We start from the raw sequence: 25274 nt of genomic DNA, 5'->3' as shown, positions 1-25274 counted from the left end.
TATGTCCTTCGCGTGGGGTCATCGGTTCCATGCCGGCGTTATCGCGACGCCGGCATCGATCAGGATTGCTTCCATCCAGGCGAGCGCCGGACGTCGATCGAAATCCGGCCAGAGCCGCTGGTTAGAGTAATCGTTGAGGCAACGGGTACAGCTCGAGGTGCAATCCGGGTTGGGGCAGTCGAGGATCTTGCGCGCGGCGAGTAGAAGATCGCGGGCCAAGTAGCCGGTCTCGTTGGTGAGCCGCGTGGCATAGCCTGCGCCGCCTGAGACGGAGTCGTACAGCGCAACAACGAGGCACCCGTCGAGATGCTGGATGAGCGCCCGGAGGTCGCGGGGATCGGTCTCCAAAAGCTCGGCCGCGCCGAGGCGGAGCGCCTCCTGGAGCGTGCGGCTGAGCGACGGGTTGGGCTGGATCGTCTCGCCCGCGGGATCGCGCGGGAACCCCTCGAAGAGAAGCCCGCGTACGTCCGTCTCGAAGACATGCGCGAGATCGATCGGCCGGACCTGTTTCGTGGGATCGAACCGGCAGGGCTGCCCCGACCGCGGATTGGTATGGGCGGAGAGGAAGGCGGGCTGCTGCCAGCCAAGTTCCGGGCCATGGCCGCGCACGGGGATTGCGTGTTCGCAGGCGTTGCACCACGCGAAGCCACCGCCGTGGCGGCCTCGGTTGACGGTGATGATGCGGCCGAGTTCTGCGTCCGGACGGTTCGAGCCGGGCGCGTGGAAGGTCAGGATGCCGGGCAGGTCCGTGGGCGCGTATTTCGACCGCGGCGCCTCGGTCAGTAGAAGCGCCTCGTCGGAGACCGTGGAGCGAATCCGGGTTGCCCCGGGATCACGGCCCTGGCCGTCAGCGACAGAGGTGACGAACCCGTGCGGGCGTATGAAATGGCGTGTGAGGTTCTTCTTCTGAAAAGTCGATCCGCATTGCGGGCAGAATTCTTCCGGCTCGGCCCCCTGGGGCGTGATCTGCGGCGAGCGGCAGGTGTCGCAGACCCGGTATTGTGCCCGGTCGATGAAGGCATCGTCGCCGGTGAATTTCGAACGCTTGGAGATGCCGGCGCTGGTCCAGACCCGGCCGCCGGCCACGATCTCCGCGCCAGGGGCGTACTCGGAGATCCCGATGGACCCGTCGCGGTCCAGCTCGAGGACCGCCGTGTCGGCGGTCTGCCCGGCCGCGTTTAGGACCTCGAGCGAGACCGAGTGGACCGGGAATGAGTAGGTCGGTATGATAGCCCGCCGGGACAGCTGGTCGACTAGGAACTGGTTGAGGTAGAGCCGCTGCTGAGTTCGAAGGGCGTTGAGGGCGCGGTCGATCCGGATGAACTTCTCGGACTCCGTCGCCCCGAGCGCCTTGCGCTGCTCTTCCAAATCGTCGATCGCCTCCTGCATCAGCGAGAAGCGCCCCCAGGTCACGTCGGCGAAATGCCGGACCCGTTCCGTGATGACGCCCTCGAGACCCGCCGCGTCGAGCGCGATGCCGGCGAGATGCGGAGGAAGCCGCGTTCCGAGCGCTGCCGCGGCGGCGATATCCGGTCCGGCCCGGACCAGCCAGTCGGCGAAGTCCGCATCGAACTCGGCCCGGGCCTCGCGCGTCAGCGCTTCGGCGAAGACGTCCCGTAGCCGCGGAGATCCGGTCCGGGAATAGCCCGCGAGGCGATGCTCGAGGAAGCGGGCGAGCAGCATCGAGACCTGGTGGCGCTGGAAGAACCCGGCATTGTCGAGGCTGAGATAGGGGACGATTGGTTGGGTGCCGAGATACTCGGAGAAGTGCTCGTAGACGGCCCGGTCATAGCGCCCTGAGCGGGCAGTGGTGAGGACGATCGGCGCCACCTGGGCTCGCCGCCCGGCACGGCCCGCACGCTGCTGGTAGTTGGAGATCGAGGGCGGAACATTCTTGCACAGAACGGCCTCGAGGTCACCGAGATCGACACCCATCTCCATCGTCGTCGTGCAGGAGAGAAGGTTCACCTCACCCGCCTTGAACCGCTCCTCGATGTCCGACCGGATCTCGCCCGCAATGGCCGCCGTGTGCTCGCGGGCGATCCCCATCTGCGGATGCTCCCGGTAGCGCGCCACATAGTGGTTGATCCGGCCGAGCGCCGCGCGGTCGCCGGGCAGGATCTCCTTGAGCCGGCCATCGCATCCCATCGACTGGCAAACGCCCGCCGTGTCGAACTGTGTGCGCGCCCCGCAGGAGAGGCACTGGAAGAGCGAGACCTGATCTCCCGGCACGACGAGGAAGTCACGGTCGAGCCGGATCGCCCGCCCGACGCCGTGCTTGGCGGTCATCGACTTCGGGTGCTCGATCGCTTTCCAGAACGCGGCTAGGACATCGCGGATCGTGTTGGGATCGATCTCCGTGCCGCAAGAGGCGGACATGCGTCCGAGGAGATCGGTGAAACGGTTCTGCCTGCCCGCGGCAGGGACCAGGTTCAGCGCGAGCGTCGCCCGGGGATTGCGTTCGAGCGTGACGCAGCGACCGGTCTGGGCGGCGATGCGGGTCCAGATCGACTCGTCGGAGAGGTCGATCATCCCCGACTCCTTCTCGGCGATCGCGCGGTGTTCGCGGATCATCTTGAGGAGATAGCGTGTGAAGGCTTCCGCATAGGACTGCATCGGCGCGGGGAGCGCGCTCCGCACCATCTCCACCGGCCGCGCGATGGCGGTGTGGTCGATACCGACGAGGCCGAAGCCTTCGAGGCTGAGACGCCCCCGTCCGAAGACGGTCAGCTCGGCTGCGATCAGCGCCTTAAGGCGCAACTGTTCGTTCGCCCCGGTCTCGAGCTCCGGCACGACCCCCGGCCGGTAGAGCCTGAGGCCGTCGAACCTGAGTTCGCGGAGGACGGCGCCGACCAGGTTGTCGATGTCCATAGGCCCGCCCGCCTCGATCGCGCGCAGAATCGCGCTCCGCAACGCCTGCTCGCGCGAGGTGCGCTCGAAGAATGGGGCGAAGAAGGCCGCGTCCTGGCGGTTGTCGGAGAAGACCAAGAGGTTCCGTCCGCCCATCGGCGGCGCGCTACCGAGATCGCGCGGCGGCATGGCCTCGAGGAGCGACTGCGCGGCCACGGCCGCGATGGCCTCGTCGCCGGGCCGCACGGTGGTGACCGGTTCGTTGAAGCGTGCCGAGCGATGGTTGCAGGCGGCGCAGCGGTGGAGGTAGCGCCCGCCATCGTCCGGATCCTCGTGAAGGGGAACGGAGTCGAGGACCACCGCGCGCGAATCGTCGGGATCCATCGGCTCGCCGGTGGCCGGGTCGAGATGGACGAGCTGAACCGGCGGGTCCTCGGCATCCTCTTCAGGGTCCTCTTCCAGGGCCCGGCCGCCCGGGGTGAGGCGGAGGAGGTGGCGGACGCCGCCCGGAGACGGATCGAGGCGCACCCCGTTGTCCCAGGCCTCGATGTAGGGCTCGCCGCAATTCCGGCAGACGTAGAGCTCGTAGGCAGGCTCGTCGTCAGGCCCGTGATCGGCGCCGATAATCACCTCGCCGAGATTGTCCGGCGCGCGCGCCTTGAGGGTGATCCCAGTCCGGTCGGGCGCCCGCGAGATCAGGTGGTAGCGCGCGGGCAGCAGCGGGAAGACCGCGTTGTCCTGGCTGACGGCGAGGACGCCGACGGAGATGAGCCCAATCAGGGCCGGAACAGCCTCTTCCTCCGCGCCGGGAAAGATCTCCCGCGCAAGGGTCTCGAGCGCCACGACACCACCCTCGAGGCGGTGCGCGATCCGGTGGATCTCCTCGAAGCCCGCAAGCCGCGCAATGAGCGCGTCGCCGAGGGATGATGCCTCCTCGAGGGTGAGCTCACCGAGACCAGCAAGCCGGGCCTCCTGGTTCCAATCCTCGATCGACATCGGGGTGCCGTTCTGGATCGCCGCGCGGACCGCTTCGGCAAGTTCGCGGGCCCCGGCCCAGCGCGCCGGGCTGAGCCCGCTCGGGGCAGCCGTCCGGGCAAGCGCCGGGTGCGCTTTGCGCGCCGAGGTAATGACGGAGACAGCCTTCGCGAAACGTTCTCCGAATAGCCGCTCGGCGAAGTCGGAGAGCTCGGCCTTCCGTGAGGGATCGAGCGAGGCGGAGGTCCCGACGCAGCGGATCCGGCCCTCGGGGATCCCGAGATGGGCTTTGAGGCGGCGCAGCAGGAAGGAGACCTCGATCGCCTGGGCGCCTGCGTAGGTATGAATCTCGTCGAGAACGATCCAGCGCAGGTCGGCGCCGCCGAGAAGCTGACGGTTCATCGGCAGGAGCAGGATGTGCTCCAGCATCGCGTAGTTCGTGAGCAGGATATGGGGCGGGCGATCGCGCATCTCGCTGCGCGACAGGAGCCAGTTGTCGGGCACATCGGCATCCTCGCCGAAGGTGTCCATGAAGCTCGGGCTCGACCTCAGGCGCGTGATCTCCTCCTCGCGCGAGGCGCGCGACTTCACCTGTCCGGTGTAGCGCCCGAGCGTGATGCCGGGATCGCCGAGATCGCGAAAGAGGAGCTGGGCGATCCGCCCCAGCTGGTCGTTGGCGAGCGCGTTCAGTGGATAGACCAGAATCGCGCGCACCCCGGGCCGCCCCAGGTTGCCCTGCGAGAGAATGTCGTTGACGAGCGGGTAAAGGAAGCTCTCGGTCTTGCCCGAACCTGTCCCGGTGGCGACGAGGTAGTTCTCATCCCGCCCGAGCGCCGCTTCCTGGTGGGCGTGAAGCGGTCGGCGCCAGACCGCGGGCGCGTTCGTACCGAAGGCCTCCCATGCCGGGGCGAGAAGGCCTTCAGCCCAGAGGCCCTCGAGCGACTTGCCCTTCTCGAAGTCCGGCAGGGTCTCGACGAAGGGACCTTTCACGAAGTCGAGGCGGCCGATCGTCTGCCGCAGGGCTTCGGCCAGGTGCGGCGCCCGGATCTCGTTGATCGGCGACGAGGTCGAGACGAAGCGGCCGAGGATATCGTTCAGCTGGTCGCGGAAGCTGTTGGGATTGAGGATCGTCATGACTGTCCCTGGCCCCCTTTCGCGGCATGAGCCCAGAGGGCGCGGAAGTAGGCGAAGATCTCGACGCCGGCCCGGAGCATCATGGTCTGCGTGCGGCCGATCTCGGAGCGGGGAAGCCCGGTTCGGAAGGCGATGGCCTCCACGAAGGCGCTAGCTTCCCGCATCGCGCAGGCGCGCGCGTGCCGCTCGAGCTGGATCGCGATCCGGACCGGGAGCGGATCCCCCCCGCCGCCTGTGTCGAAGGAGCGGAGCTGCTCGAGCCCCTCGGCATGGGCGGAGCAGATCAGGCGAACGGCGGCGCCTCTCTGCCCGTCGCGGACAAGGTCGTGAAGATCGGTCTCCCGGAGCCGCCAGCGCAGGACACGGAAGCCTTGCGTGAGGGCATCGGCCTGGAAGTCCCGCGGAACCCCAGTGGCCGATGAGACGCGGGTCAGCCAGTCCTCGAGCGGGTGGTCCCCGGAGATCAATGGACGCGGATCGGGCGCGACGGAGCCGGCCATGGAAGCGAGCGCCGCGAGACCGGTATCAGGTGCGAGCCCCGAGAAGGCGTGGGACCCGGCTTCGAAGATCCAGGGGGCCGCGGCGACCAGGTCGTGGCGCGGAGGGCTCCCGTCCGCGCAAGTGAGAGTGAGGAGCGGCTTCACCGAGCCGACGAGCCGCGCGCCGCCAGCAACACTGTCGATGGCGGCCTCGTAGACGGGCGTGAGCGCGCCTGACACCTGTCCGTCGAGGCTCTCGGGCTCCGGCTCGGCCAGGAAGCGAGCGAGATTGGCAAGCTGGTTGATGTCTGGCTGCGGCAGAAAACCCGGCAGGCCGAGGGCGATCCGCGCGCCGCGTATGTCCCGAAGGTTCTCGACCCGGCCTTCGGGATCGCGGATCTCGAAGAGAACGCGGGCGGGCGCGGGCAGGACGCTCCGCGACAGGGAGACAGACAGGGTGCGGCTATCCCGGTCATAGGAGGCGGAGACTCCCCGGAGAGGCGGCATGTCGACGGGATGCCGGCCGAAGCTCCAGTCCCCCAGGAAAGATTCGCCTGTCACGGTCTCTACGGTGATGCGAAGCGCGTCGCAGGGTGTCTCGAGCCTGAGGGAGAGGCGAAGCTCGCCGTCCCCGTCGCTGAGCGTCAGCCCCGTGGGGTCCGCTCGGCGATGGAGGCGCGCGAGGAGTTCGATGCGTCCGTCCGCTCGCCGGAGCGCGATCCGGTCGTCGCCGTCGACTGGATCCTGGAGCTGACCCGCGCCAATCTCGAGGACCTGGCGCTGATGGAAGGGGCGCCGCGTCAGGCGGCCAAGCACGAGGAGATCGGCGGTACGGTCGGGCGCCCGCAAGCGGAGCGTGTCGTGACGGTTGTCTTGGCCGAGAACGAGCGTGGTGCCCTTAGGGACGAAGCTGCGGGATCCGTCACCGACACGGCAGTGCCAGAGCTTTTCGCCCCTCGCCGCGAGGTGGAACTCGTGCGTGCGCTGCACCCCCCTTAGACCGAGGATCGGTACTTCCTCTTCCGCTTCCGCATCGACCGATAGCGTCCCGTCCAGGACCCGGAGCCCGGCCGAGCGGGCGAGGTCCAGGTTCGCAGGGACAGGCACATCGGCAAGATCGCCCGCGGGTGTCGGAAGCCCGGGCCAGATCCAGCAGCGGGTCGAGAGCGTGGCCCGCGCATCGACCTCCCCGGCCGCGCCCGGCACCAGGACATCGAAGATGGCCTCACCTGGATCACCCGGGGCGGAGAGGTGCATCTCGGCGAACAGGATCTCGGCCGTGCCATCGGCAGAGGTCTCGATCGGGTGGAAGCGGCTTGTCCCGTTTATCCGCAGGCGCAGGATCCGGCTTCTGCCGCCGACCTCGGGATCGATCTTCAGGTGGAGGCGGCCATCAGCGGCGTGAAGCGCTCTGTTGCCGTCGCGGCCGAGGACGGTTGCGTCGATCCAGATCGCGTCCTCGCGGGGTGCCACGAGCCCGAGCGCGCCCCGGTTCGAGAAGTTCAGATCCTCTCCTGCCTCCACCCAAGCGACCTGGAAGGCGGGATCCTGGGCCGGGATCGAGGCCCCGAATGAAGGGCTCGCGAAGCTTTGGCGGCCGAGAACCACGAGCCGGGCCGCGGCGACCTCGATTTCTGTCGTCTCTGCGCCCACACGGGCGAGGAGGCTGCCCGTATCGGCATCGAAGACGAGAACCTCGTCGGGCCCGGGTGCTACCTGGATATCCTGGTCCACGATCCCTGCGCGCCACGCTACCTCGCGCGGCCAGGGCGCGCGTAGGGCGACGCGCCCGCCGCTCGGAATGTTGGTCGGGAAGGCCCCGAGCTTCAGCGTCTGGGGTTTCTTCGACACCTCGGCCTCGAGCGCCAGCCGGTCGGTCTGCCAGAAGAGGCGCGGCGGCCCGATGAGGTCGGTCCGTTTGCGGCCGTAGGTGGAGGCGGCCTTTCCGTAGGCGTCGAAGAGATGCGCCTCGCCATCGCCGACAGGCTCCTGGCCCTGGCGCCAGGCCTCAAAGCGACGCGCGCACCAGGCGGAGGCGTCGAACCTGATCGTGGCGAGAAGCCGAGTCATCCCGGGGCATCGCGCGGCAACCGCGCGGCGCTGCCAGGAACGGGCGGCGGCGGTGTCCTCGATCGCCGGCGGCCCGTTGACGAGGGTCATCGCCACGAAGGCATGGGCGAGATCGCCCACCTGGTGCCGGGCAGGGCCGAGGGGCGCGAAGAAGAGATCGGTGGGCGTGGTGCCGGAGACGGGAAGACCAATCGAGCGCGCAGCGCTCCGGAAGCGCCTCTTAAGGTCGTCGCGCGCGAAGCCTGGCGGAAAACTCTTGCCGAGGAACTCATCGATGTGGGCGTAGACGTCCTTCGTGTCGGCGCCGTAGTTCAGCGCCAGCGGCCGGAGAACGGACCAGACCGCAAGGGTCGGGCTGTTCTGAAACAGGACGAAAAGCGGAAAACTCCGCGCAATATCTGTCGCCTCTTCAAGGATGCGGTCCGGCAGAGCCAGATCTGGCAGGAAGGGCGTCGATCTCGGGCCGGTCCACGCCGCGTGAAAGATCGCCTCGATCTGTGCGAGACGATCTTTGAGAAGACCATGGCCGCTTACCGTTGCGTTGGTCATCGAAGTCCTTTTCGTCCGCGTCTCCGCCCCGTCATTTACAAGGAATGGACGAAACCAATCATTTCAAGAGTATGGGCGGAAAACTGTCACTATCGCAATGCTGCGAACCGCGCGTGCCGCACCGCGGTCTCCCAAGGACACTCCGCCCAAAAACCCCTTCAGAACGCGGGATTCTCCATCGGCGGCGAGATCACGTCCTTCCGGTGCCGAGTATACTTCAGTAGTCGACTTGGTCTGGACTAGGAGGCGGTCACATCCGTCCGTGGGGTGCCACACCGAGGAAGTTCCAGACACCAAGGGAAACTCGCGGTCAGCGATCGTGTTTGAGCTCCGGCCTGTGAGCGTCGTCACAGAAGCCGCTGAGGCGAATGACGGCCCTCTACCTACCGCACCTCTAGCAGAGCTCCGTGGGCGCCCCCTAGACGCTACCAGAGCCGCTCCGAGTCGATCGGAAAGAAACGGCCACCCTATTTGAGCGAAGCCGGGCGGTCCGTGACTAAGTCATGCCGCGGTCTGGCGGTCTGTGCGAGCACTGTGCGGAACCGGCGCCGTTCACCACGAAAGGGGGCAATCCATACCTAGAAGCCCATCACATTCGACAGATGACCGCTGGGGGCCCGGATGATCCACGCTTCGTCGTGGCGGTCTGTCCCACCTGCCATCGGAGGGCCCACTACGGGCATGATGCGAGCGACACTAACAAGGCGATGCTCGACTACGTTGCCTCGGTTGAAGCCGACTGACTCCCGGCGGTCCGGCCAGTGAACTTGAGTTCACATTTCTTGCTATTCGATGTCGGTCGTCTCTATGAGTTCTTTCATCGAGCGGATGAGTGAAGACAACTCCTGGCGTGTAGAAATCGCTGCAGAAGTGTAGCGGCCGTGTTTGAGCGCGTTAGAATTTCCCCTTGGGGCCCCCGGTGACTTCCCACCATGCATCCGGCAGCGACCATTCCTCATCGCAGGGGATTGGCAGGCTGTCTCCCTTCTTGTCATCGCTCCACAGCGTGGGCTCAGGTGCATAGGTAATCTGCTGTGCATAGGGTTGTTCCTCCAAGAACGTGTTTGCCCCCCCGCCATGGCCGATCACTCCTACCACCGCTTGTCCGCCAGCATGGACGTGGACATGTTCGACAGTCACCTTCTGTTGGCCCTTGCCGCGACGCTTGTCCAAAGCGCCGACTAGGGCTGCATGTGTGCGCGACAGCTTAGTCGCTTGGTTGAGTTCCGAACGCCTGCTCTCGATCGGGAGTCCAGGTATCATGGCTCGGCGATAGCACTCCATGGCAGCGCTGTGGGCCGCGAACAGTTGGGCTGCCATCATGCCTTCTAGTTCGTCTCTTGGTCGAACGCCCAAGAGTGCAGTCATAGCGGCTTGAACCTGACTGTCCTGCTTGTCAGCAGGAGAATTCCCGATCCAGAGCGAGTTAATGGCCTGATCGATGAGCACATGGTTCCATGCTTCTATAGGGGAACCCCCGAAGTCCTTTGATGGATTGTCGTTCTTCGGTTCGTCTTCGAAAGCCGTCGATTTGAGTTCTGTCTCGGTCAATTGTTCGCTTCCTCTGTTGGAACTTCGTTCTTGTGCTGGATGTCAATTGGATTGGTCACTTCTCGTAGTAGCGTCACACCCGTCACACCCCTTTGGGGTGTGTGACGATCGTGACGGCCTCGATCGCCGGTATTTGTGACGCACTGTGACGGAATGTGACGAATGTAACGGAGCGCCTCAGTCATCTTCGTGGACCTTCCAAACGTGGCCGCCCCACTCTCGGACCTCATCCATATCCATCAGCTTGTCTTTGGCACGTTTGAACGCGGTGCGAGCTGCGCTTTCACTTACCCCTGAGGTGAGTCCGTGGGTGCCGCACGCAGCGCGCCAATGGTCCAGAGCAACAACGGATCGGTTGACGGGATAACCGACCCCGCTCTTCACCTCGCCATGGGCCGCCAAGGCATCGCGCAACGCCTGCATCGCTACCGCGTTCTTTCCAGATAACGGCCTTCGTGCTGGCTTGGGTGGCGCCGCAGCATCCACCACGGCGCTGGTCACTGGCTCGCCATCCTCGTCAGTTCCAAGCACCACGGAGCGCAACCTGAAACTCAGCGCGTCTGGCGGCTCTTGGTCTCGCTGCTTTCTTGATAGTATTCGGCAATCGGCGGAAACCTGTATCTCGTTATCCACGGCGGCGCGCCAAGCTGAGGAGCCGCGAGCGCCGCGCTCCTCTTCTTTGCCCGTGTGATGGATGATCATGACGTGCGCGCCAGTCGCCTGCCTGATCAAGTCGCAGTTCTTGATGAACATGGCCGCATCTTTGGCGGTATTCTCATCGCCCGTCCCCATCGAGCGTGCCAATGTGTCAACGACTATCAATGCCGGGTCGTCATCCGGCATGATTTCGCAGACGGCTAAAGCATCACCCTGTCCGTGAAGGTCCAATCCAATGGGTAGCAGTGAGAAGGGAGCCTCGGCCATTTCGGGACGATCTTGTTTTATGGCGGCAAGACGGTTGCGAATACCTGCACCACCTTCGGCAGCGATATAGAGAACCGGCCCACCATTCACCCTCAACCCGCGCCAAACTTGATCGGCCGCAATGTGCATCGCGATGTCCAACGCCACAAATGTCTTGCCGGCGTTGGACGGACCGTAGAGCATGGAAAGGCAATTCCGATCCAACCAGCCCTTGACCAGGTAGTTGTTGGTAAGGACCGGCTGGATGTCGGACAGACGAACAAGTCGGCTCTCGATTTCAGACGCACGCGTGGCGTTGGTGTTCAGGTTTACTACGGTCATGCCGCCCACCTCCGCGCAATCTCGGAGAGATCAGCGCCATGCTGGCGCGCCATTGCCGGAACCGTTGCCCAAGTGATGCCGCTGCGCTTGAAGCTACGCCACTTGGCGGCGACCTCCCCGGGACGGTATTTGACTCCGGCCGCACTCCATTGATCCGCCAGGGCAAGCCCCTCATCAGACCCGGCGAAACGGTCGTGGAGGGCCATCAGGACGGTTACCCAGTCCAAGTAGGGCAAATCTGCGGGAATATGGCTTAGGAGTTCCTCAACTTCGCCTTTGGGCGTCTGGCGCGCGGGCGCGCGGGGCGGCGGGGCAACCGGCACCTGCAAGAACATCGCGCGGAGGCCCGGCGGGACGGCAGGAAGAACACTAGGAACAAAGCCACGGTATGCACCGCCCTCGGTTATCGAACCGGGGGCAACGACGTAGCCGCCCTCGCCTCGCGTGTCGATCTTCCGACCGATCTTGGACGTGGTGTTGCGCGCACCATCGAAGTGCCGGCAATAGATGTGACGCCCGCCTGATGGCGTGTTCACATTGGCCTTCTCCAGAAGTCGGGCATAGCGCGGCAAGGCCTTCAGGCTAGCTTCGCCCACCGCTTCACCGCTGGACTTGTCCACGTCCAGATCGATGACGAACAAACCATTGTCCGCTCCGCAGGGAATACCCCATGCTGCTGCGCCGTTGGCCTTCCATTGCGCTATGGTATGGGTGTCTCGCGTCGCCTTCTGCCGCCAATCCGAAATCAGCGGGGCCTTATTAGGCCCGACAGGGAAGATTCTGAACGGATACTTCATGCCAGGGCCCCCCAGTGGATTGCCAGAGAGGGGAGCTCTGCAGTATTCTCGATTTGCGAAGAGACGCCTTCCACAACGTCTTCAACCCCGGATGCGATTGCCGTCGCACCGGGGTTACTTGTATTGGGGTCGACTATGGTGTGTCCCGCGAGCGCATCTAACCCATTGTTCCGATTGAGGCCGAAAACAGCGATGGTGTCCCAACGGGATCTTTGAAGTCGTTGGAAAATGTGCTCCAGTTGGCAATTCTGCCGGGGTCGCCATCCCCACGTCAGACCCTCGGATTTCGAATTCCCGATGCGGCCATTCGCGGCTAGTGTCGCGGCCGTCACCCGGCGGGCATCCGTGGAGCATGAGATGCGATCATCCGACGACAATCCTTGGCCGATCCCATGCGCCTCCTTTGCGCTTTTCGCGGCGATCGCAGGCCTTGCCGCGCCGTCTGCCGCGCAGCCCGCGATCACGGACCTCGAGGTGCCTTTCCTGACGCTCCGGAACGTGACGGGGGCCGACGATCCCGGAGAGTTCTACGGCGACGAGCGCAGCGTCCTTTCGGCCGGATGGTGCCGTGTGCGCGAGCTGGAACTCGGAGGACTGGCGCCGCTCGCCGGGGCCGCGCCGTCCTTCATCCGCGAGGAATTCCTCAGGGTGGACCGGATCATGGCCACCGACAGCGCGGCGGTCCTCGACGACCTGCAGGACACTGCAGGGGACGACGCCCCCGCGATATATGTACACGGCTACTACATCGGTTTCGAGAAAGGGTGCAGGCGCGCGGTCCTTCTGCAGGAAAACGCGGGGCTTTCAGGCCGCTTCCTGTGGTTCAGCTGGCCGTCGGACGGGGCGATCGCCTACTATACCCACGACGAGGCCGACCTCTACTGGAGCGTGCCGGATCTCGCCGAGGCGATCATCGAGGCGGAGCGCCGCTTCGGCGGCGGCGTCGTGGATGTCATGGGCCACAGCCTCGGGGCGCGGGGCGTCGTGCTTGCGCTCTACGATGTTGCGAACCGCGCGCCCGGCACTCGCATCGACGAGGTCGTGCTGCTGGCCCCCGACATGGATTTCGCGATCTTCCAGCGCATCCTGCCGCGCATCCTGCCGATCGTGGAGAACGTCACCGTCTACGTCACCAGCGGAGACCGGCCCCTTGCGCTCTCGGCGCAGCTTCATGGCTACCCCCGTCTGGGCGAGGCCGGAAACGATGTCTCGACCCTTGCGGGCGTCGAGGTGATCGATTTGAGCGACCTGCCCTCCGAAAGCCCGACGGGTCATCTCTACCATATCTACAGCGATCACGTGGGGGACGATCTCGGGCGCCTGCTTGGCGAGGGGCGCCATGCGGCGGAACGCCCGAACCTCCTGCAGGCCGGTCCCAATCTCTGGCGGCTGCAGCAGGCCGGCGCGAATTGACCGCGATGGGCGCGGGCGGCAATCGCAGCGAGGTCACACTTCCGCGCGAATTCACTGATCGGGACCACGGCGCGCTGGCGAAGGCGCAGGCTCCGGGCAAGCTGGAACCCGGCCCCGGAGACGGCGCCTCTGGCGGACGCGCCTCGCCCGCGGCGTGCCGGTCGACCGAAGGAGCGCGCGTATGCGGTTCATCCATGCCCTGGTGACGAGAGTCTCGATCCCCGCGCTCCTGCTGGGCGTCTTCTTCCTCGCGGCGTCGCTTTCGCCGTCGCTGATCCCGCGCGGTTCCGCCGTGCAGGGGGCGCTCGGGGGGCTCTCGATGGCGCTTGGCTACCTGTGCGGGCGCATCGTCGAGCTGGTGTGGGACGTCGCGGACATGCCCCGTCTCCGCGGTCGCGCGGCGACGGCCGCGACGGCCGTGGCGGCCGCGATCGTCCTTGGCGTTCTGGCCCTGTCGGCCGTGGCGAGCGTGCGCTGGCAGGCCGATCTGCGCATCCGCATGGGCCTCGAGCCCGCCGAGGAAGTCCACTGGGTGCAGGTCGTCGTAATCGTCCTTGCCGTCTTCGCGATCCTCTACGCGTTCGGCGTCGCCATCTCCCTTCTGTTCCGGGTGGTGCGTGCCGGTCTCTACCGCGTGATGCCGCCGCGCCGGGCCAACGTGCTTGGCCTCGTGGCGGTCGCGCTTCTGCTCTTCCTGCTGACGCGCGACCGGCTGGTCCCGACCGTCTTCGAGATGCTCGACGAAAGCTACGAAACCGCCCAGGACCTCTTCGACCGCGCGCCTGCGGCCCCGACCGATCCGCGGCTTCCGGGAAGCCCGCAATCCCTCGTGGAGTGGCGTGCGATGGGTCAACCCGGCCGCGACTTCGTGATGACCGGTCCCGACGCCGGGGCGATTGCGGCCTTCACCGGCGCGCCCGCGCTCGATCCGATCCGCGTCTACGTCGGGCGCGCGAACGCGGCGACCCCCGAAGCCCGTGCGCAGCTTGCGCTGGGGGAACTGCTGCGGCTGGGCGCATTCGAGCGCGAGGTGCTGATCGTGGCCAGTCCGACCGGCACGGGCTGGCTCGATCCGGGGTCGCACGATCCGGTCGAATACATGCATGGCGGCGATATCGCGACGGTCGCGGTGCAGTATTCCTACATGCAGTCGCCACTGGCGCTGGTCTTCGAGACGCAGACCGGCCTCGAGCAGGCGACGGCGACCATCGCCACGATACACGACTACTGGAAGACCCTGCCCCGGGACGATCGTCCCCGGCTCTACATCCACGGCCTCAGCCTCGGGGCGTGGTCCTCGATGCATGCCACGAACCTGTTCAGGCTTCTCAACGACGGCATCGACGGCGCGTTCTGGGCCGGGCCGCCGTTCCCGTCGGCCTTCTGGAACTACGTCCAGCGGGCGCGGAACGAGGGCAGTCCGTGGGTTCTGCCCGAGGTCGGGGACGGCTCGCTCGTGCGATACGCGTCCCACGTGGCCGACGGGTCCCAAGGGGCGCCGTGGGGCGACATGCGCCTGATGTTCCTTCAGTATCCGAGCGATCCGATCGTCTTCTACGAGCCGTTTTCGGTCTGGCGCCCGCCGGTCTGGATGACCGAGCCGCCTGGGCACGGCGTCTCGCCGAACCTGCGGTTCCTGCCTATCGTCACGCAGTTCCAGCTTGCCATCGACATGGCGGTCTCGACGACGGCGCCTCCGGGGTACGGGCATTCCTACTACGCCCGGGACTACATCGGCCCCTGGGTCGAGGTGACGGCCCCCGAGGGGTGGACCCAGCGGGACACCGAGCGCCTCCAGGCGCATTGCGACAACGGCTTCCAGCAGGGATGCACGAACGACTGAACGCGCCTGCGCATGACGCGCCGTTCCCGAGGTCCCACGCGGCGGAATTTCGGTTGCGACCTGCAATGGTTGTGACGGCAGCCTTTCCGCCTCTATTGTCGATCCGGCAGGCGCCCGCGCCCGATTGCATCGCGGACAGGGGCAGGCGGCCGCGCGAGTGTCGGGAAGGTGTGCCGGGATGTGCTGGGGAGTGACCGCCACGACTGCGATGCTGGGCCTCGGGGCCGTGGCCACGGTGGTCACGGCGCGGCGTGGAGAGCCGCTCGCCATTTCGGGGACGCTTGGCTACTTCGCCGTGATGGAGGCGCTTCAGCTCTGGGGTTACGGTGTCAGGGATGCCTGCGGGACGCCCTCCAACGAGGCGGTCACGCTTCTGTCCTACATACACATCTCGCTTCAGCCGATCGTGATCAACGCCTTCGCGATGGCGATCGCGCCGCGCCGGATTCCCGCGCGGACGCAGCGCCGGGTCGTGCTTGTCGCCGCCCTCGCGACCGCCCTGATCGCCGCCCGCCTCCTGCCCTTCGAAAGTCTCGGGACCTGTGTGCCGGGAACCTCGATGTGCAGCGAAAGGCTGTGCCTGACGTCCGGCGAGTGGCACATCGCGTGGGAGTTGCCCTTGAACGGGATCCTCGCCCCGACCGGGCGGTTCCTTGGCGGATGGCTCCAGTTTCCCGAGTATTTCCTCGCGGTGTTCCTGCTGCCGCTGTGCTACGGCGCGTGGCGCTTCGTCCTGTTCCATCTCGCCGTCGGGCCGCTCGTCGCATACAACCTCACGTCGAACCCGAACGAGATGCCCGCGATCTGGTGCCTGTTCTCCATCGGGATCCTGCTGATCGGCCTGAGCCCCGCCATCCGGCATCGCGTCTTCGCGGCGCATCGGAGCGACCCCGCCCCCGGCTGAGCCCGTGGCGCCGCCTTTCGCCCTGAACCGGGTTTGATTGGGATCAAGGTTCCGGCCGTCACCGGTGTCCTATGATCGGGATGACGCAACGGGACCCGGAGACACGCCCATGGACAAGGCCGCCACGCTCGACCCCGAGGTCCCTGAAGACAGCGCACCCGCGCTTGGCGCGGCGGTGCCGGACGCCGAGGCCCAGGGCGGCGGCACAGCGCGGCGGACGCCACGGACCGTCCGACGCCCACTTTCGCCGCAAGAGCTTTTCGAGACCGGCGCCTACCCCTATCGCCGCAACATGGGCCGGCGCGCCTACGAGAAGGAGAAGGCCGCGCTTCAGGCCGAGCTTCTCAAGGTGCAGCTCTGGGTGCAGGAGACGGAGCAGAAGATCGTCATCCTCTTCGAGGGTCGCGATGCCGCCGGCAAGGGCGGCACCATCAAGCGCTTCACCGAACATCTTAACCCGCGAACCGCCCGCGTCGTCGCCCTGAACAAGCCGACGTGGGAGGAAAAGGGCCAGTGGTTCTTCCAGCGCTACATCGCCGAGCTGCCCACCGTGGGCGAGATCGTCTTCTACGACCGCTCGTGGTACAACCGCGCCGGCGTCGAGCGGGTGATGGGGTTCTGCGAGCCCAGCGAATACCTCGAGTTCATGCGCCAGACCCCCGAGCTTGAACGGATGCTCGTGCGCAGCGGCACGCGGCTTTACAAGTACTGGTTCTCGGTGACGCAGGCCGAGCAGCGCAGGCGCTTCGCCTCCCGCGAGACCGATCCGCTCAAGCGGTGGAAGCTGTCGCCGATCGACAAGGCCAGCCTCGACAAGTGGGACGATTACACCGAGGCGAAGGAGGCGATGTTCTTCTACACGGACACCGCCGATGCGCCGTGGACCATCGTGAAGTCCAACGACAAGAAACGCGCGCGGCTGAACTGCATGCGCCATTTCCTGAACTCGCTGGATTATCCGGGCAAGGACGAGACGGTCGTGACGCCGCCCGATCCGCTGATCGTGGGGTCGGCGGGGCATGTGGTCCACCGCGCCGACCATATCCTCGGCACGTCGCTTCACCCGGCGCACCGCCAGGGATGAGGCGGTGCCGCGCCCCGGACTGGGGCACAGTCCGGCTCAGGGCGCGGTCAGCATCGGTTCGGCCTGCGCGGGCGGCCTGGCGAAGATCTCGGCCGCGCAGGGCGCCGCCGCAAGCGCGGCCTCCGGCGCCGCGAGGATCGGGATGACCGGGCGGATCCTCGGATCCTCCGGCAGGCAATGGTCCCGCTTGAGGGCATAGAAAGCGCCGAGCGTGCGCCGCCCTGCGACGCCGTCCACGGGCCCCGCCTCGTAGCCGAGCGCGTTCAGGCGGGCCTGGACCACCGATATGTCGGCGGCCTCAAGCCGTGCTGCGATCTCCACGGAAGGCGAAGCTGGCGGAAACCACCCCAGCCTGTCCACGTTCACCAGCGCGCCGCGCACGAAGTCGAGATAGGTCAGCGAGAGGCCGACCTCCTCGCAGGTCGCGCAGCTGGCCGTCACGCGATCGCCCAGAACGAAGCGCTGCGCCCCGCTTGGCATCACCCGATGCGCGAGGATCTCGACGCGGCTGGCCTCGGTCGCGTCCGGATGCGCGTTCAGGATCGCGCGGGTGCCAGGCGTTTCGGTCGGAGACGCCGCGAAGGCAAGCTCGAGCGCGAGCGCGACGTCCCGAACGCCGTTGACGAGGACAGGCTGCGGCGCGTCGGTCGAAAGCGCGGGCAGGACCGCCTGCGCAAGATCGACGGGGCCGAGCTCGATCACCTCCACGAGGATGCCCGGAACGCCGAGCGCCGTGGTGCCGGTGAGGGTCGAGGCGAAGTCCCTTGCGGCATCCGGCACGCCCTCGCCCTCGAGGCAGGCGAGCGCCGCGGTTTCGGAGGCAGCCTCCTCCATGCACGCGGCGATGCCCGGCACCATGGCGTCGGGCACGATGTCGGCCGCGCCCACGTCGGCCGGGGCCGGGGCGGCGGCGGCAAGGCTTGCGACCGTGGCGAGCGCGATGGCGTTGATCTTCATCCGGGTTCGACCCTCCTTCGTCTGCAGCGGGCAGGATAGGGCGCGGACATGACGTGCGCCATTCCGCCCGACCGCCCTTGGGAAAACGGCGGCGTTTCGCCTGTTCGAGCATGACGGCGCGACGATGGCGAAAACGAGGCGCGAATGCCCTAGCTGTGCCACAAAGACCCATTTTATATGCGCGAAATCAGACCAATCGGAGACGGCCCCATGTTCAAGACATTGCCAACGCGGATCGCGGCCATCGCCATCGCGGCGCTGCCTGTCATTGCGCCTGCCAGCGTGATGAGCGTCATTCCCTTCGATCAGGCCGCGGCTGATGGCCGGGGTAACGGAAACGGCGGCGGAAACGGCGGCGGGAATGGCGGCGGAAACGGCGGCGGCAATCGTGGCGGCGAGGAGCGCGGCAGCCGTGGCGGCCCGCCCGATCACGCCAATGCGGGCGGACGCCGCAACATCGACGCAGCCAGTGCAACCCAGCGCCGGACCGGTCCGCCGGCGCACGCCAGCGCGGGCGGCATGCAGGGCCGGATCGCGCGCGAGCTTGGCGGGGCCAACGCATCGAACGCCAGTGCCCAAGCCTTCGCCAACGCCTCCGACAACTCGATGATAGGCCGGCTGCGCGACGTCTACGAGGTGATGGCCGAGACCGACGCCGCGCAGACGGGCATCACCGACGCGCAGACGGTCTTCGAGGACGCGGTCGCCGAGTATCTTCTGGAAAATCCCGACCGCAGGCTTCGAGATGCGATCGAGGCTTCGATCACCGACGTCGACCAGCGGATCACGGAGCTCAACGCGCTGGACCCGGCGCCGGAGAATTACGACGCGCTGCTCGACGAACTGGAGCAGGAGCGCCTCGGCTATACCGACGAGCTCAGCGTCTACGAGACCGAGCTCGGCGGCGCCGAGGACGAACTCGAAACGGCGGTCGGCGAATATTCGGAGGCGCTCGCGACCGAGGACGCGGCGCTTGCGGAGGTCACGAACCCGAATTTCGAGCTTTCGGACGAGGCGCGCGAAGAGCTTCGCAACAGGCTGTATGACCGGCTGGGCGATCCGAACGCCGATCCTGTGGACGCGCCCGCCGACGAGACCTGACGCTGCGCCGGAACAATCACCTTCCGCGTTCTGGGCTGGGCTCGGGGCGGCTGGAAATCATCAAGACAAGGCCCGGCGTCCTCGTGGAGGCCGGGCCTTCTTTCGTTCATGCGGCGGGACGCCCGGCGTCAGGCGAGCCCGTCGGCGCCATGTGCGAGGATGACCGGCACGATCAGGTCCTCCTCGTCCTCGAGGTGACGTCCTATCAGGCGCTCCAGATCCGCAAGGCCTGACCGCAGGACACCCGCCGCGTTCCGCGACGCGGCGGCGTCCCGCGCCTGGATCGCGGCGTTCGCCTGCTGCACGAAACGCTCGAGGATCGCGTCGAGCGCATGGTGGTCGGCGTCGAGCAGGTCGAAGCCCGGTTCGATCCGCGCATCGCGGCTTCGGAGCAGGGGAAAGTAATGGTGATCCTCGATCTGGTGGTGTCCGTGAAGCTGGTTCACGAACAGCCCGCCATAGCGCGCGATCCCCTGCGAAAAGGCCCGCGCGTCGCGGTTCCCGTCAAGGAACGCCTCTGTGTCGCGGGACATGTGCGCCATGAGCTGGCGGAACATCATGTGCCGCTCCAGCCAGAAGCTGACGAGGCCGTGGAATTGCGGATGGGCCTGCCACGATTCGCGCGGGTGCGCCTCGAGCAGCAGGCGAAGGGGTTCCGGAAGGCCGGTGCGCGTGTCGAGTGCGTTCTGTGTCATGGCAGGCGAGATAACCCGTCCAGCCGCGCGCGCAAGGCGTTCAGCCGCCCAGATGCGCCAGTCCGCGCCGCTCGGCCAGCGCGACCTGGCGTTGCCGCTCGCGGAACCGGGCGCGGTCGCCCTCGGTGTATTCGTGCGCGCACCTGTGGCAGGCGACGCCCTCCTCGTATTCGGGGCGCTGCGTATCTCCTTGCGCCAGCGGCCTCCGGCACGCCCGGCACAGCAGGAACGGAAGTTCGCTCAGTCCGTGCCCCACCGCCACGCGCTCGTCGAAGACGAAGCAGCCGCCACGCCACAGGCTTCGCTCCTGCGGCACCTCCTCGAGGTATTTCAGGATGCCGCCCTGAAGGTGATAGACCTCCTCGACGCCCTGCGACTTCAGGTAGGCGGTCGATTTCTCGCAGCGGATGCCGCCGGTGCAGAACATCGCGACGCGCTTGTTGTGGAAGCGGTCGCGGTTCGCCTCCCACCATACGGGAAAATCGCGGAAGCTTTCGGTGCCGGGGTCGATCGCGCCCTCGAAACTGCCGATGGCCGTCTCGTATTCGTTGCGCGTGTCGATCACGGCCACATCGGGCGCCGAGATCAGGTCGTTCCACTCCGCCGGGGGGACATAGGTGCCCACGATGTCGTTCGGATCGGTGCCGGGCACGCCCATCGTCACGATTTCGCGCTTCAGGCGCACCTTCATCCGGCCGAACGGCATCTCGTCGGCGGTCGATTCCTTCCACTCGAGGTCGGCGCAGCCCGGCAGCCCCCGGATATGCGCGAGCGCCGCATCGATGCCGTCGCGCGGCCCCGCGATGGTGCCGTTGATCCCCTCGGACGCGAGCAGAAGCGAGCCCCTGACACCGCCCGCCTCGCAGGCGGCCTTCAGCGGTGCGCGAAGCGCGTCGGGGTCTTCGAACCTTGTGAACTTGTAGAGGGCGGCCACGATCAGCATGGGCCTTGCCCTACAAGGTTGCACAGCGGCGCTCAAGACTTAGGGTTGCACGGCCAACGCCCCGACCGGAGAGGCCCCCATGCGCGACGCGACCCACGCCCTTATCGTCATCGACGTGCAGAACGATTTCTGCCCCGGAGGCGCGCTTGCCGTGCCCGGCGGCGACGCGATCGTGCCCGGCATCAACGCGCTGATGGAGGAATTCCCTGCCGTCATCCTGACGCAGGACTGGCACCCCGCGAACCATTCCAGCTTCGCCAGCCAGCACGAGGGCCGCGCGCCGATGGAAATGACGGAAATGCCCTACGGCCCGCAGGTGCTTTGGCCGGACCATTGCGTGCAGGGCAGCGCGGGTGCCGCGTTCCATGCCGGTCTGAACGTGGACCGCGCCGACCTGATCATCCGCAAGGGGTTCCGCCGCGACATCGACAGCTATTCCGCCTTCTTCGAGAACGACCGCAGGACGCCCACGGGACTGGAAGGCTACCTGCGCACGCGGGGGATCTCGCGTCTGACGCTGGTGGGCCTCGCCACGGACTTCTGCGTGAACTTCTCGGCCGTGGACGCCGCGAAGCTCGGCTTCGAGACCGACGTGCGGGAGGACCTGTCGCGGGCCATCGACCTCGACGGATCGCTTGCCGCGGCGCGTGACGGAATGCGTGCGGCGGGCGTGACGCTGGCCTGAGGCGCGGCCGCCCCGGTCACGGGCATCGCGATCGCGGATGGCGAAACGGGCGCGGCCGGCAGGGGGCGACGCCCTCAGAACACCGCATGATCGCCGAGGCCGGCATCCGCGCCCCCGGCGACAAGCTTGCGGTAATGGTCGGCCAGCGTCTCGGTCCCGAATTCGGGCGTGGCGTCGGCGTCGTAGCGGCCGGCGGCGGCGTCCCAGACCAGCATCGATTCCGTCGCGTAATAGCGCCCGATCCGCGCGAATTCGGCGCGGTCTGCCCATGTCGCGCTGACCCGGCCCAGAAGGCCGCTCGTCCCGATGATGGCGTCCATCAGCGCCACCGGGACCTGCCGGAATTTCGGCGCGCGCCCCAGCGCGGCGAACAGCGCCTCGCCCTGCTGGCGGGGCGTCAGCGCGGGGCCGGGGCCGCCCACGGGCAGGACGCGCCGCTCGCGCTCGGGATCCGTCAGGCAGTCCGCGACGAACCGGCCGAGGTCGTCGTCGCCGATCGGCTTGCACGCGGTCAGCGTCCCGTCGCCGAAGAGGAGAAAGGGCTTTCCAGCGCGCAGGCGGCCGATCTGGCCCGAGAGCGACTTGAAGAAGGCGGTGGGGCGGACGATCGACCATGTCAGACCCGAGGCCTGAAGCTCGGCCTCGAAGGCCAGCTTGGCGCGCTGGAATTCCAGAAGGGGCTTCTGCACGCAGATCGCGGACAGAAGGACGAACCGGCCGATGCCCGCGGCCTTCGCGGCCGCCAGCGCGCCGCCATGCGCGCCGTGGTCGATGGTCCATGCGTCCCGAGGCGATCCGCTGCGCGACGCAAGGCACGAGACCACGGCGTCGAGGCCGGCATCCTTCATGATCCCGTGCAACGCGGCCGCGTCGGTGACGTCCGCCGCGATCGTCGTGACGCCGGCGGGCAGCACGCGCGCCGATGCCGGGTCGCGCAGGACGCATGTCACCCTGTGACCGGAAGCGACCAGCGCGCGCGCCGTGGCCTGTCCAGCCGTTCCGCTTCCGCCCAGAAGCAGGACGCCGAGGGGCATGTCGGTCACGGGATCGGCGGGCATCTTGCGGCTCCGGTTGGCACTCGGTGTCAGCCTAGCGAAACGGCCCCGGCTGTCACGAGGTCATCGCGCCGGGACGTCGCCCTGCCAGAGGCGCACTTTAAGCCCGCCATGCGCGATCGGGGCGGAGGGGACGAGGGGCAGGCCGATGGTCTTCGCGAGGCCGTCGTCGCTGGTGACGATGCCGACGCGCCAGCCGGGGAAACGCTCGGCCAGAACCTCGCCGAGTGCTGCATAGAGCCCGAAAAGAGGCTTGCGGCTGCCGATGCGCGCGCCGTAGGGCGGGTTCGCCAGCACGAGGCCCGGCGGCCCCTCGGGGGGTGTCAGGTCGCTCAGCGGCTGGCAGGCGAACCGGCACCAGTCCGAGACGCCGGCGCGCGCGGCGTTCTCGCCGGCTCCGCGGATCGCACCCGCATCGCGGTCGTAGCCGAAAAAGCGCGGGACGGGCGCGGTCGCCGGGGCGGATGCCACCATCGGCCGCTCGCTGCCCGCCATCTTCTCGAAGGCGAAGCTGCGGCTGCGTCCCGGCACGAGGGCGGCGGCGATCTCGGCTGCCTCCAGCACGATCGTGCCCGACCCGCACATGGGATCGACCACCGCCTGTGTCCCGTCGAAACCCATGCGCCACAGGAAGCCCGCCGCCATCGTCTCGCGCAGGGGGGCCTTTCCGACGTATTGCTTGTGGCCGCGCCGGTGCAGGGCCTCGCCCGTCGTGTCGAGCGAGACGGTGCAGAGGTCGTCCTCGATCCGGACCTTGACGACGATCTCGGCCTCCGGGGCCACGGGGATGCCCGCCTCCGAGATCGCGCGCGCGACGCGCTGCGCCGCGGCCTTGTCGTGGTAGATCTTCGAGTTGCGGCACACGGCCTCGACGCGGACCGGAACGCCGGGCCGCAGCCAGTCCGTCCAGCCCACCTTGCGGCTGCGCTTGTCGAGCTGGGCGAGGTGCATGGCGCGAAACTCCGCCACGCGCCACAGGACGCGAACCGCCGTCCGCAGCACGAGGTTGGCGCGGGCGGCCTCGGGCAGTCCCCCGGCGATCTCGACGCCGCCCTGAACGCGCTTCACGCCATCGAAACCGGCCGCGCGCGCCTCGGCCTCAAGCGCGTCCTCAAGGCCGGGCAATCCGACAAGGAAGACGATACCGGGCTGCGAGACGGGACCCGGCGCCGAAGCGGTGCCGGGCGCGTCATCGGCCATGCGGGCGATCCCTCAGTCCTTCGCCCGCTCGACGTAGGAGGCGTCCTCGGTGTTCACCACGATCCGCGTGCCGGGGCCGATATGGGGCGGCACCATCACGCGAACGCCGTTGTCGGCCATCGCGGGCTTGTAGGAGGACGACGCGGTCTGCCCCTTCACCACCGGCTCGGTCTCCATGACCTCGACGGTGACCTTCTGCGGCAGCTCCAGCGCGATCGCCACTTCGTTGTGGATCGACAGGTGGACCGACATTCCATCCTGAAGCCAGACCTTCGCGTCGCCGACGACATCGGGCGTCGCGATCACCTGCTCGAACGTCTCGGGCTCCATGAAGTGGAAGCCTTCTCCATCCTCGTAGAGGAACTGGTAGGACTTCTCCTCGACATGGGCGCGCTCGACGCTGTCGGTTGTCTTCCACCGCTCGCTGACCTTGGTGCCGTCCGAGATCCGGCGCATGTCGACTTGGGTGACGGGCGTGCCCTTGCCGGGGTGGAAGTTCTCGGCCTTCAGGATGACGTAGAGCTTTTCGTCGATGTCCACGACATTGCCCTTGCGCAGCTGGGACGCGATGACCTTCATGGGTTCCTCCAGAACTGACGTGCGCTTGAGGGGCGGCGCCCCTCGCGTTACCAGCAGCCGTTACCGCATCGCGGACGCGAGGGCCAGAGATGACATGGTGGGACCGTGACACCCATGCCGACCGCAGGCCTGTCCTCATGGCCCGCAACCGGATTCAGGCCGCGCTGAGGGCGTGGTTCGCGGATCAAGGCTTCGTCGAGGTCGATCCAGCCTACGTGGTCGCATCGCCGGGCAACGAGACGCACCTGCACGCCCTGGAGACGGAGGTGACGGACGACGCGCTGCGCACGCGGCGGCGCTACCTGCACACGTCGCCCGAGTTCGCGATGAAGAAGCTTCTCGCGGCGGGAGAGGAGCGGATCTTCACCTTCGCCCGCGTCTGGCGGAACCGGGAGGGCGGCCCGCGCCACACGCCCGAGTTCACCATGCTCGAATGGTATCGCGCCGGCGAAGGGTACGAGACGCTGATGGAGGATTGCGCGGCGATCCTCGCGATCGCCGCCGAGGCCGCCGGGACGACGGCATTCCGGCATCGAGATGCGGCCTGCAATGCGCTGAAGCCGCCAGTCCGCACGACCGTCGCGGCCGAATTCGCGCGGCATGGCATGGACCTTCTCTCGACGCTGGGCGACGGAAGGGCGGATGCCGGGGCGCTCGCCGCGCAGCTTTCCGCGGCGGGGATCGCGCACGGCCCCGGCGACAGCTGGTCTGACCTCTTTTCGCGGGCCCTGAATGCCCGTGTCGAGCCCGGCCTCGGCCCCGGCCCTGTCATCCTCGACGCCTACCCGTCGCCCGAGGCCGCGCTTGCCCGCCGCAAGCCGGACGATCCGCGCCTTGCCGAACGGTTCGAGCTTTTCGCCTGCGGGGTGGAACTGGCCAACGCGTTCGGCGAGCTGACCGACCCGGACGAACAGCGCGCCCGCTTCGAGGCCGACATGGACCTGCGAGAACGCCTTTACGGCACGCGCTATCCGCTCGACGAGGACCTGCTGGCGGCGCTGGCCCACATGCCACCCGCGTCGGGTTGCGCGTTGGGCTTCGACAGGCTGGTGATGCTCGCCACCCACGCGCCGCGCCTGACCGACGTCATGTGGACCCCGCCCGCCTGAACGCCGTCAGGCTTGAACCATGGCCCCTCGCTTGCTCTAAGCCGGGGGCAGAGAGG

Annotated in this window: 20 protein-coding genes; 8 read left to right on the top strand and 12 right to left on the bottom strand. The window is 67.3% G+C overall.

Going from position 1 to position 25274, the window contains the following annotated elements; translation table 11 throughout:
• Positions 1-18: 18 nt before the first annotated feature.
• Complete coding sequence (locus P6F26_RS13575) at positions 19-4959, bottom strand: DEAD/DEAH box helicase (RefSeq protein ID WP_278029230.1); 4941 nt, start codon at positions 4957-4959, stop codon at positions 19-21.
• Positions 4956-8057, bottom strand: a complete 3102-nt coding sequence (locus tag P6F26_RS13570; RefSeq protein WP_278029229.1) for a hypothetical protein — start codon at positions 8055-8057, stop codon at positions 4956-4958. The genes P6F26_RS13575 and P6F26_RS13570 overlap by 4 nt, the downstream gene beginning before the upstream one ends.
• 503 nt (positions 8058-8560) lie before the next feature.
• Here P6F26_RS13570 and P6F26_RS19700 point away from each other — a divergent pair.
• On the top strand, positions 8561-8800 hold the full coding sequence (locus P6F26_RS19700; protein WP_430736748.1) for an HNH endonuclease: 240 nt from the start codon (positions 8561-8563) through the stop codon (positions 8798-8800).
• A gap of 42 nt (positions 8801-8842) precedes the next feature.
• On the opposite strand, the gene P6F26_RS13565 is transcribed toward P6F26_RS19700, so the two are convergent.
• The 4 genes from P6F26_RS13565 to P6F26_RS13550 form a co-directional block, all read right to left on the bottom strand.
• The gene (locus P6F26_RS13565; RefSeq protein ID WP_278029228.1) at positions 8843-9052 is read right to left on the bottom strand and encodes an HGGxSTG domain-containing protein; all 210 of its coding nucleotides are present in this window, start codon (positions 9050-9052) and stop codon (positions 8843-8845) included.
• Positions 8952-9608: a hypothetical protein gene (locus P6F26_RS13560; protein WP_278029239.1), complete on the bottom strand. Its 657-nt coding sequence runs from the start codon at positions 9606-9608 to the stop codon at positions 8952-8954. Before P6F26_RS13560 ends, P6F26_RS13565 begins: the two co-directional genes overlap by 101 nt.
• Positions 9609-9785: 177 nt before the next feature.
• Complete coding sequence (locus P6F26_RS13555; protein ID WP_278029227.1) at positions 9786-10853, bottom strand: AAA family ATPase; 1068 nt, start codon at positions 10851-10853, stop codon at positions 9786-9788.
• Positions 10850-11650, bottom strand: a complete 801-nt coding sequence (locus tag P6F26_RS13550; RefSeq protein WP_278029226.1) for a bifunctional DNA primase/polymerase — start codon at positions 11648-11650, stop codon at positions 10850-10852. Before P6F26_RS13550 ends, P6F26_RS13555 begins: the two co-directional genes overlap by 4 nt.
• A gap of 357 nt (positions 11651-12007) precedes the next feature.
• On the opposite strand from P6F26_RS13550, the gene P6F26_RS13545 reads away from it, so the two are divergent.
• The 4 genes from P6F26_RS13545 (at position 12008) to ppk2 (ending at position 16894) form a co-directional block, all read left to right on the top strand.
• Complete coding sequence (locus P6F26_RS13545; protein WP_278029225.1) at positions 12008-13063, top strand: alpha/beta hydrolase; 1056 nt, start codon at positions 12008-12010, stop codon at positions 13061-13063.
• A 181-nt stretch (positions 13064-13244) separates the two neighbouring features.
• Entirely contained in the window at positions 13245-14906 is a 1662-nt protein-coding gene (locus P6F26_RS13540) for an alpha/beta hydrolase (RefSeq protein ID WP_278029224.1), read from the top strand.
• 190 nt (positions 14907-15096) lie between these two features.
• Positions 15097-15810 carry a DUF5765 domain-containing protein gene (locus P6F26_RS13535; protein ID WP_278029223.1) on the top strand — a complete coding sequence of 238 codons (714 nt, stop codon included), beginning with the start codon at positions 15097-15099 and terminating at the stop codon, positions 15808-15810.
• A gap of 109 nt (positions 15811-15919) precedes the next feature.
• Complete coding sequence (gene ppk2, locus P6F26_RS13530; protein ID WP_278029222.1) at positions 15920-16894, top strand: polyphosphate kinase 2; 975 nt, start codon at positions 15920-15922, stop codon at positions 16892-16894.
• A 36-nt stretch (positions 16895-16930) separates the two neighbouring features.
• On the opposite strand, the gene P6F26_RS13525 is transcribed toward ppk2, so the two are convergent.
• Complete coding sequence (locus P6F26_RS13525; protein ID WP_278029221.1) at positions 16931-17851, bottom strand: peptidoglycan-binding domain-containing protein; 921 nt, start codon at positions 17849-17851, stop codon at positions 16931-16933.
• Positions 17852-18061: 210 nt separating this feature from the next.
• Here P6F26_RS13525 and P6F26_RS13520 point away from each other — a divergent pair, with 210 nt between their 5' ends.
• Complete coding sequence (locus tag P6F26_RS13520; protein ID WP_278029220.1) at positions 18062-18952, top strand: hypothetical protein; 891 nt, start codon at positions 18062-18064, stop codon at positions 18950-18952.
• A gap of 128 nt (positions 18953-19080) precedes the next feature.
• On the opposite strand, the gene P6F26_RS13515 is transcribed toward P6F26_RS13520, so the two are convergent.
• Positions 19081-19647: a hemerythrin domain-containing protein gene (locus P6F26_RS13515; RefSeq protein ID WP_278029219.1), complete on the bottom strand. Its 567-nt coding sequence runs from the start codon at positions 19645-19647 to the stop codon at positions 19081-19083.
• A 40-nt stretch (positions 19648-19687) separates the two neighbouring features.
• Positions 19688-20590 carry an oxygen-dependent tRNA uridine(34) hydroxylase TrhO gene (trhO, locus tag P6F26_RS13510; protein WP_278029218.1) on the bottom strand — a complete coding sequence of 301 codons (903 nt, stop codon included), beginning with the start codon at positions 20588-20590 and terminating at the stop codon, positions 19688-19690.
• A gap of 79 nt (positions 20591-20669) precedes the next feature.
• Here trhO and pncA point away from each other — a divergent pair, with 79 nt between their 5' ends.
• On the top strand, positions 20670-21275 hold the full coding sequence (gene pncA, locus P6F26_RS13505; protein ID WP_278029217.1) for a bifunctional nicotinamidase/pyrazinamidase: 606 nt from the start codon (positions 20670-20672) through the stop codon (positions 21273-21275).
• 74 nt (positions 21276-21349) lie between these two features.
• Here pncA and P6F26_RS13500 read toward each other — a convergent pair whose 3' ends face one another.
• From P6F26_RS13500 to efp, 3 genes are read right to left on the bottom strand one after another with little or no spacing between them, the layout of a single operon-like run.
• On the bottom strand, positions 21350-22333 hold the full coding sequence (locus tag P6F26_RS13500) for an NAD(P)H-binding protein (protein WP_278029216.1): 984 nt from the start codon (positions 22331-22333) through the stop codon (positions 21350-21352).
• A 60-nt stretch (positions 22334-22393) separates the two neighbouring features.
• On the bottom strand, positions 22394-23530 hold the full coding sequence (locus P6F26_RS13495; protein WP_278029215.1) for a THUMP domain-containing class I SAM-dependent RNA methyltransferase: 1137 nt from the start codon (positions 23528-23530) through the stop codon (positions 22394-22396).
• A gap of 12 nt (positions 23531-23542) precedes the next feature.
• Positions 23543-24109: an elongation factor P gene (gene efp, locus P6F26_RS13490; protein WP_278029214.1), complete on the bottom strand. Its 567-nt coding sequence runs from the start codon at positions 24107-24109 to the stop codon at positions 23543-23545.
• An 89-nt stretch (positions 24110-24198) separates the two neighbouring features.
• On the opposite strand from efp, the gene epmA reads away from it, so the two are divergent.
• Positions 24199-25218 carry an EF-P lysine aminoacylase EpmA gene (epmA, locus tag P6F26_RS13485; protein ID WP_278029213.1) on the top strand — a complete coding sequence of 340 codons (1020 nt, stop codon included), beginning with the start codon at positions 24199-24201 and terminating at the stop codon, positions 25216-25218.
• Positions 25219-25274 lie beyond the last annotated feature (56 nt).

The organism is Roseicyclus salinarum (genome assembly GCF_029624655.1).
GTDB lineage: Bacteria > Pseudomonadota > Alphaproteobacteria > Rhodobacterales > Rhodobacteraceae > Roseibacterium > Roseibacterium salinarum.
Note: the sequence above shows the minus strand (reverse complement) of the source record. Positions and strands in the feature narration are given on the sequence as shown.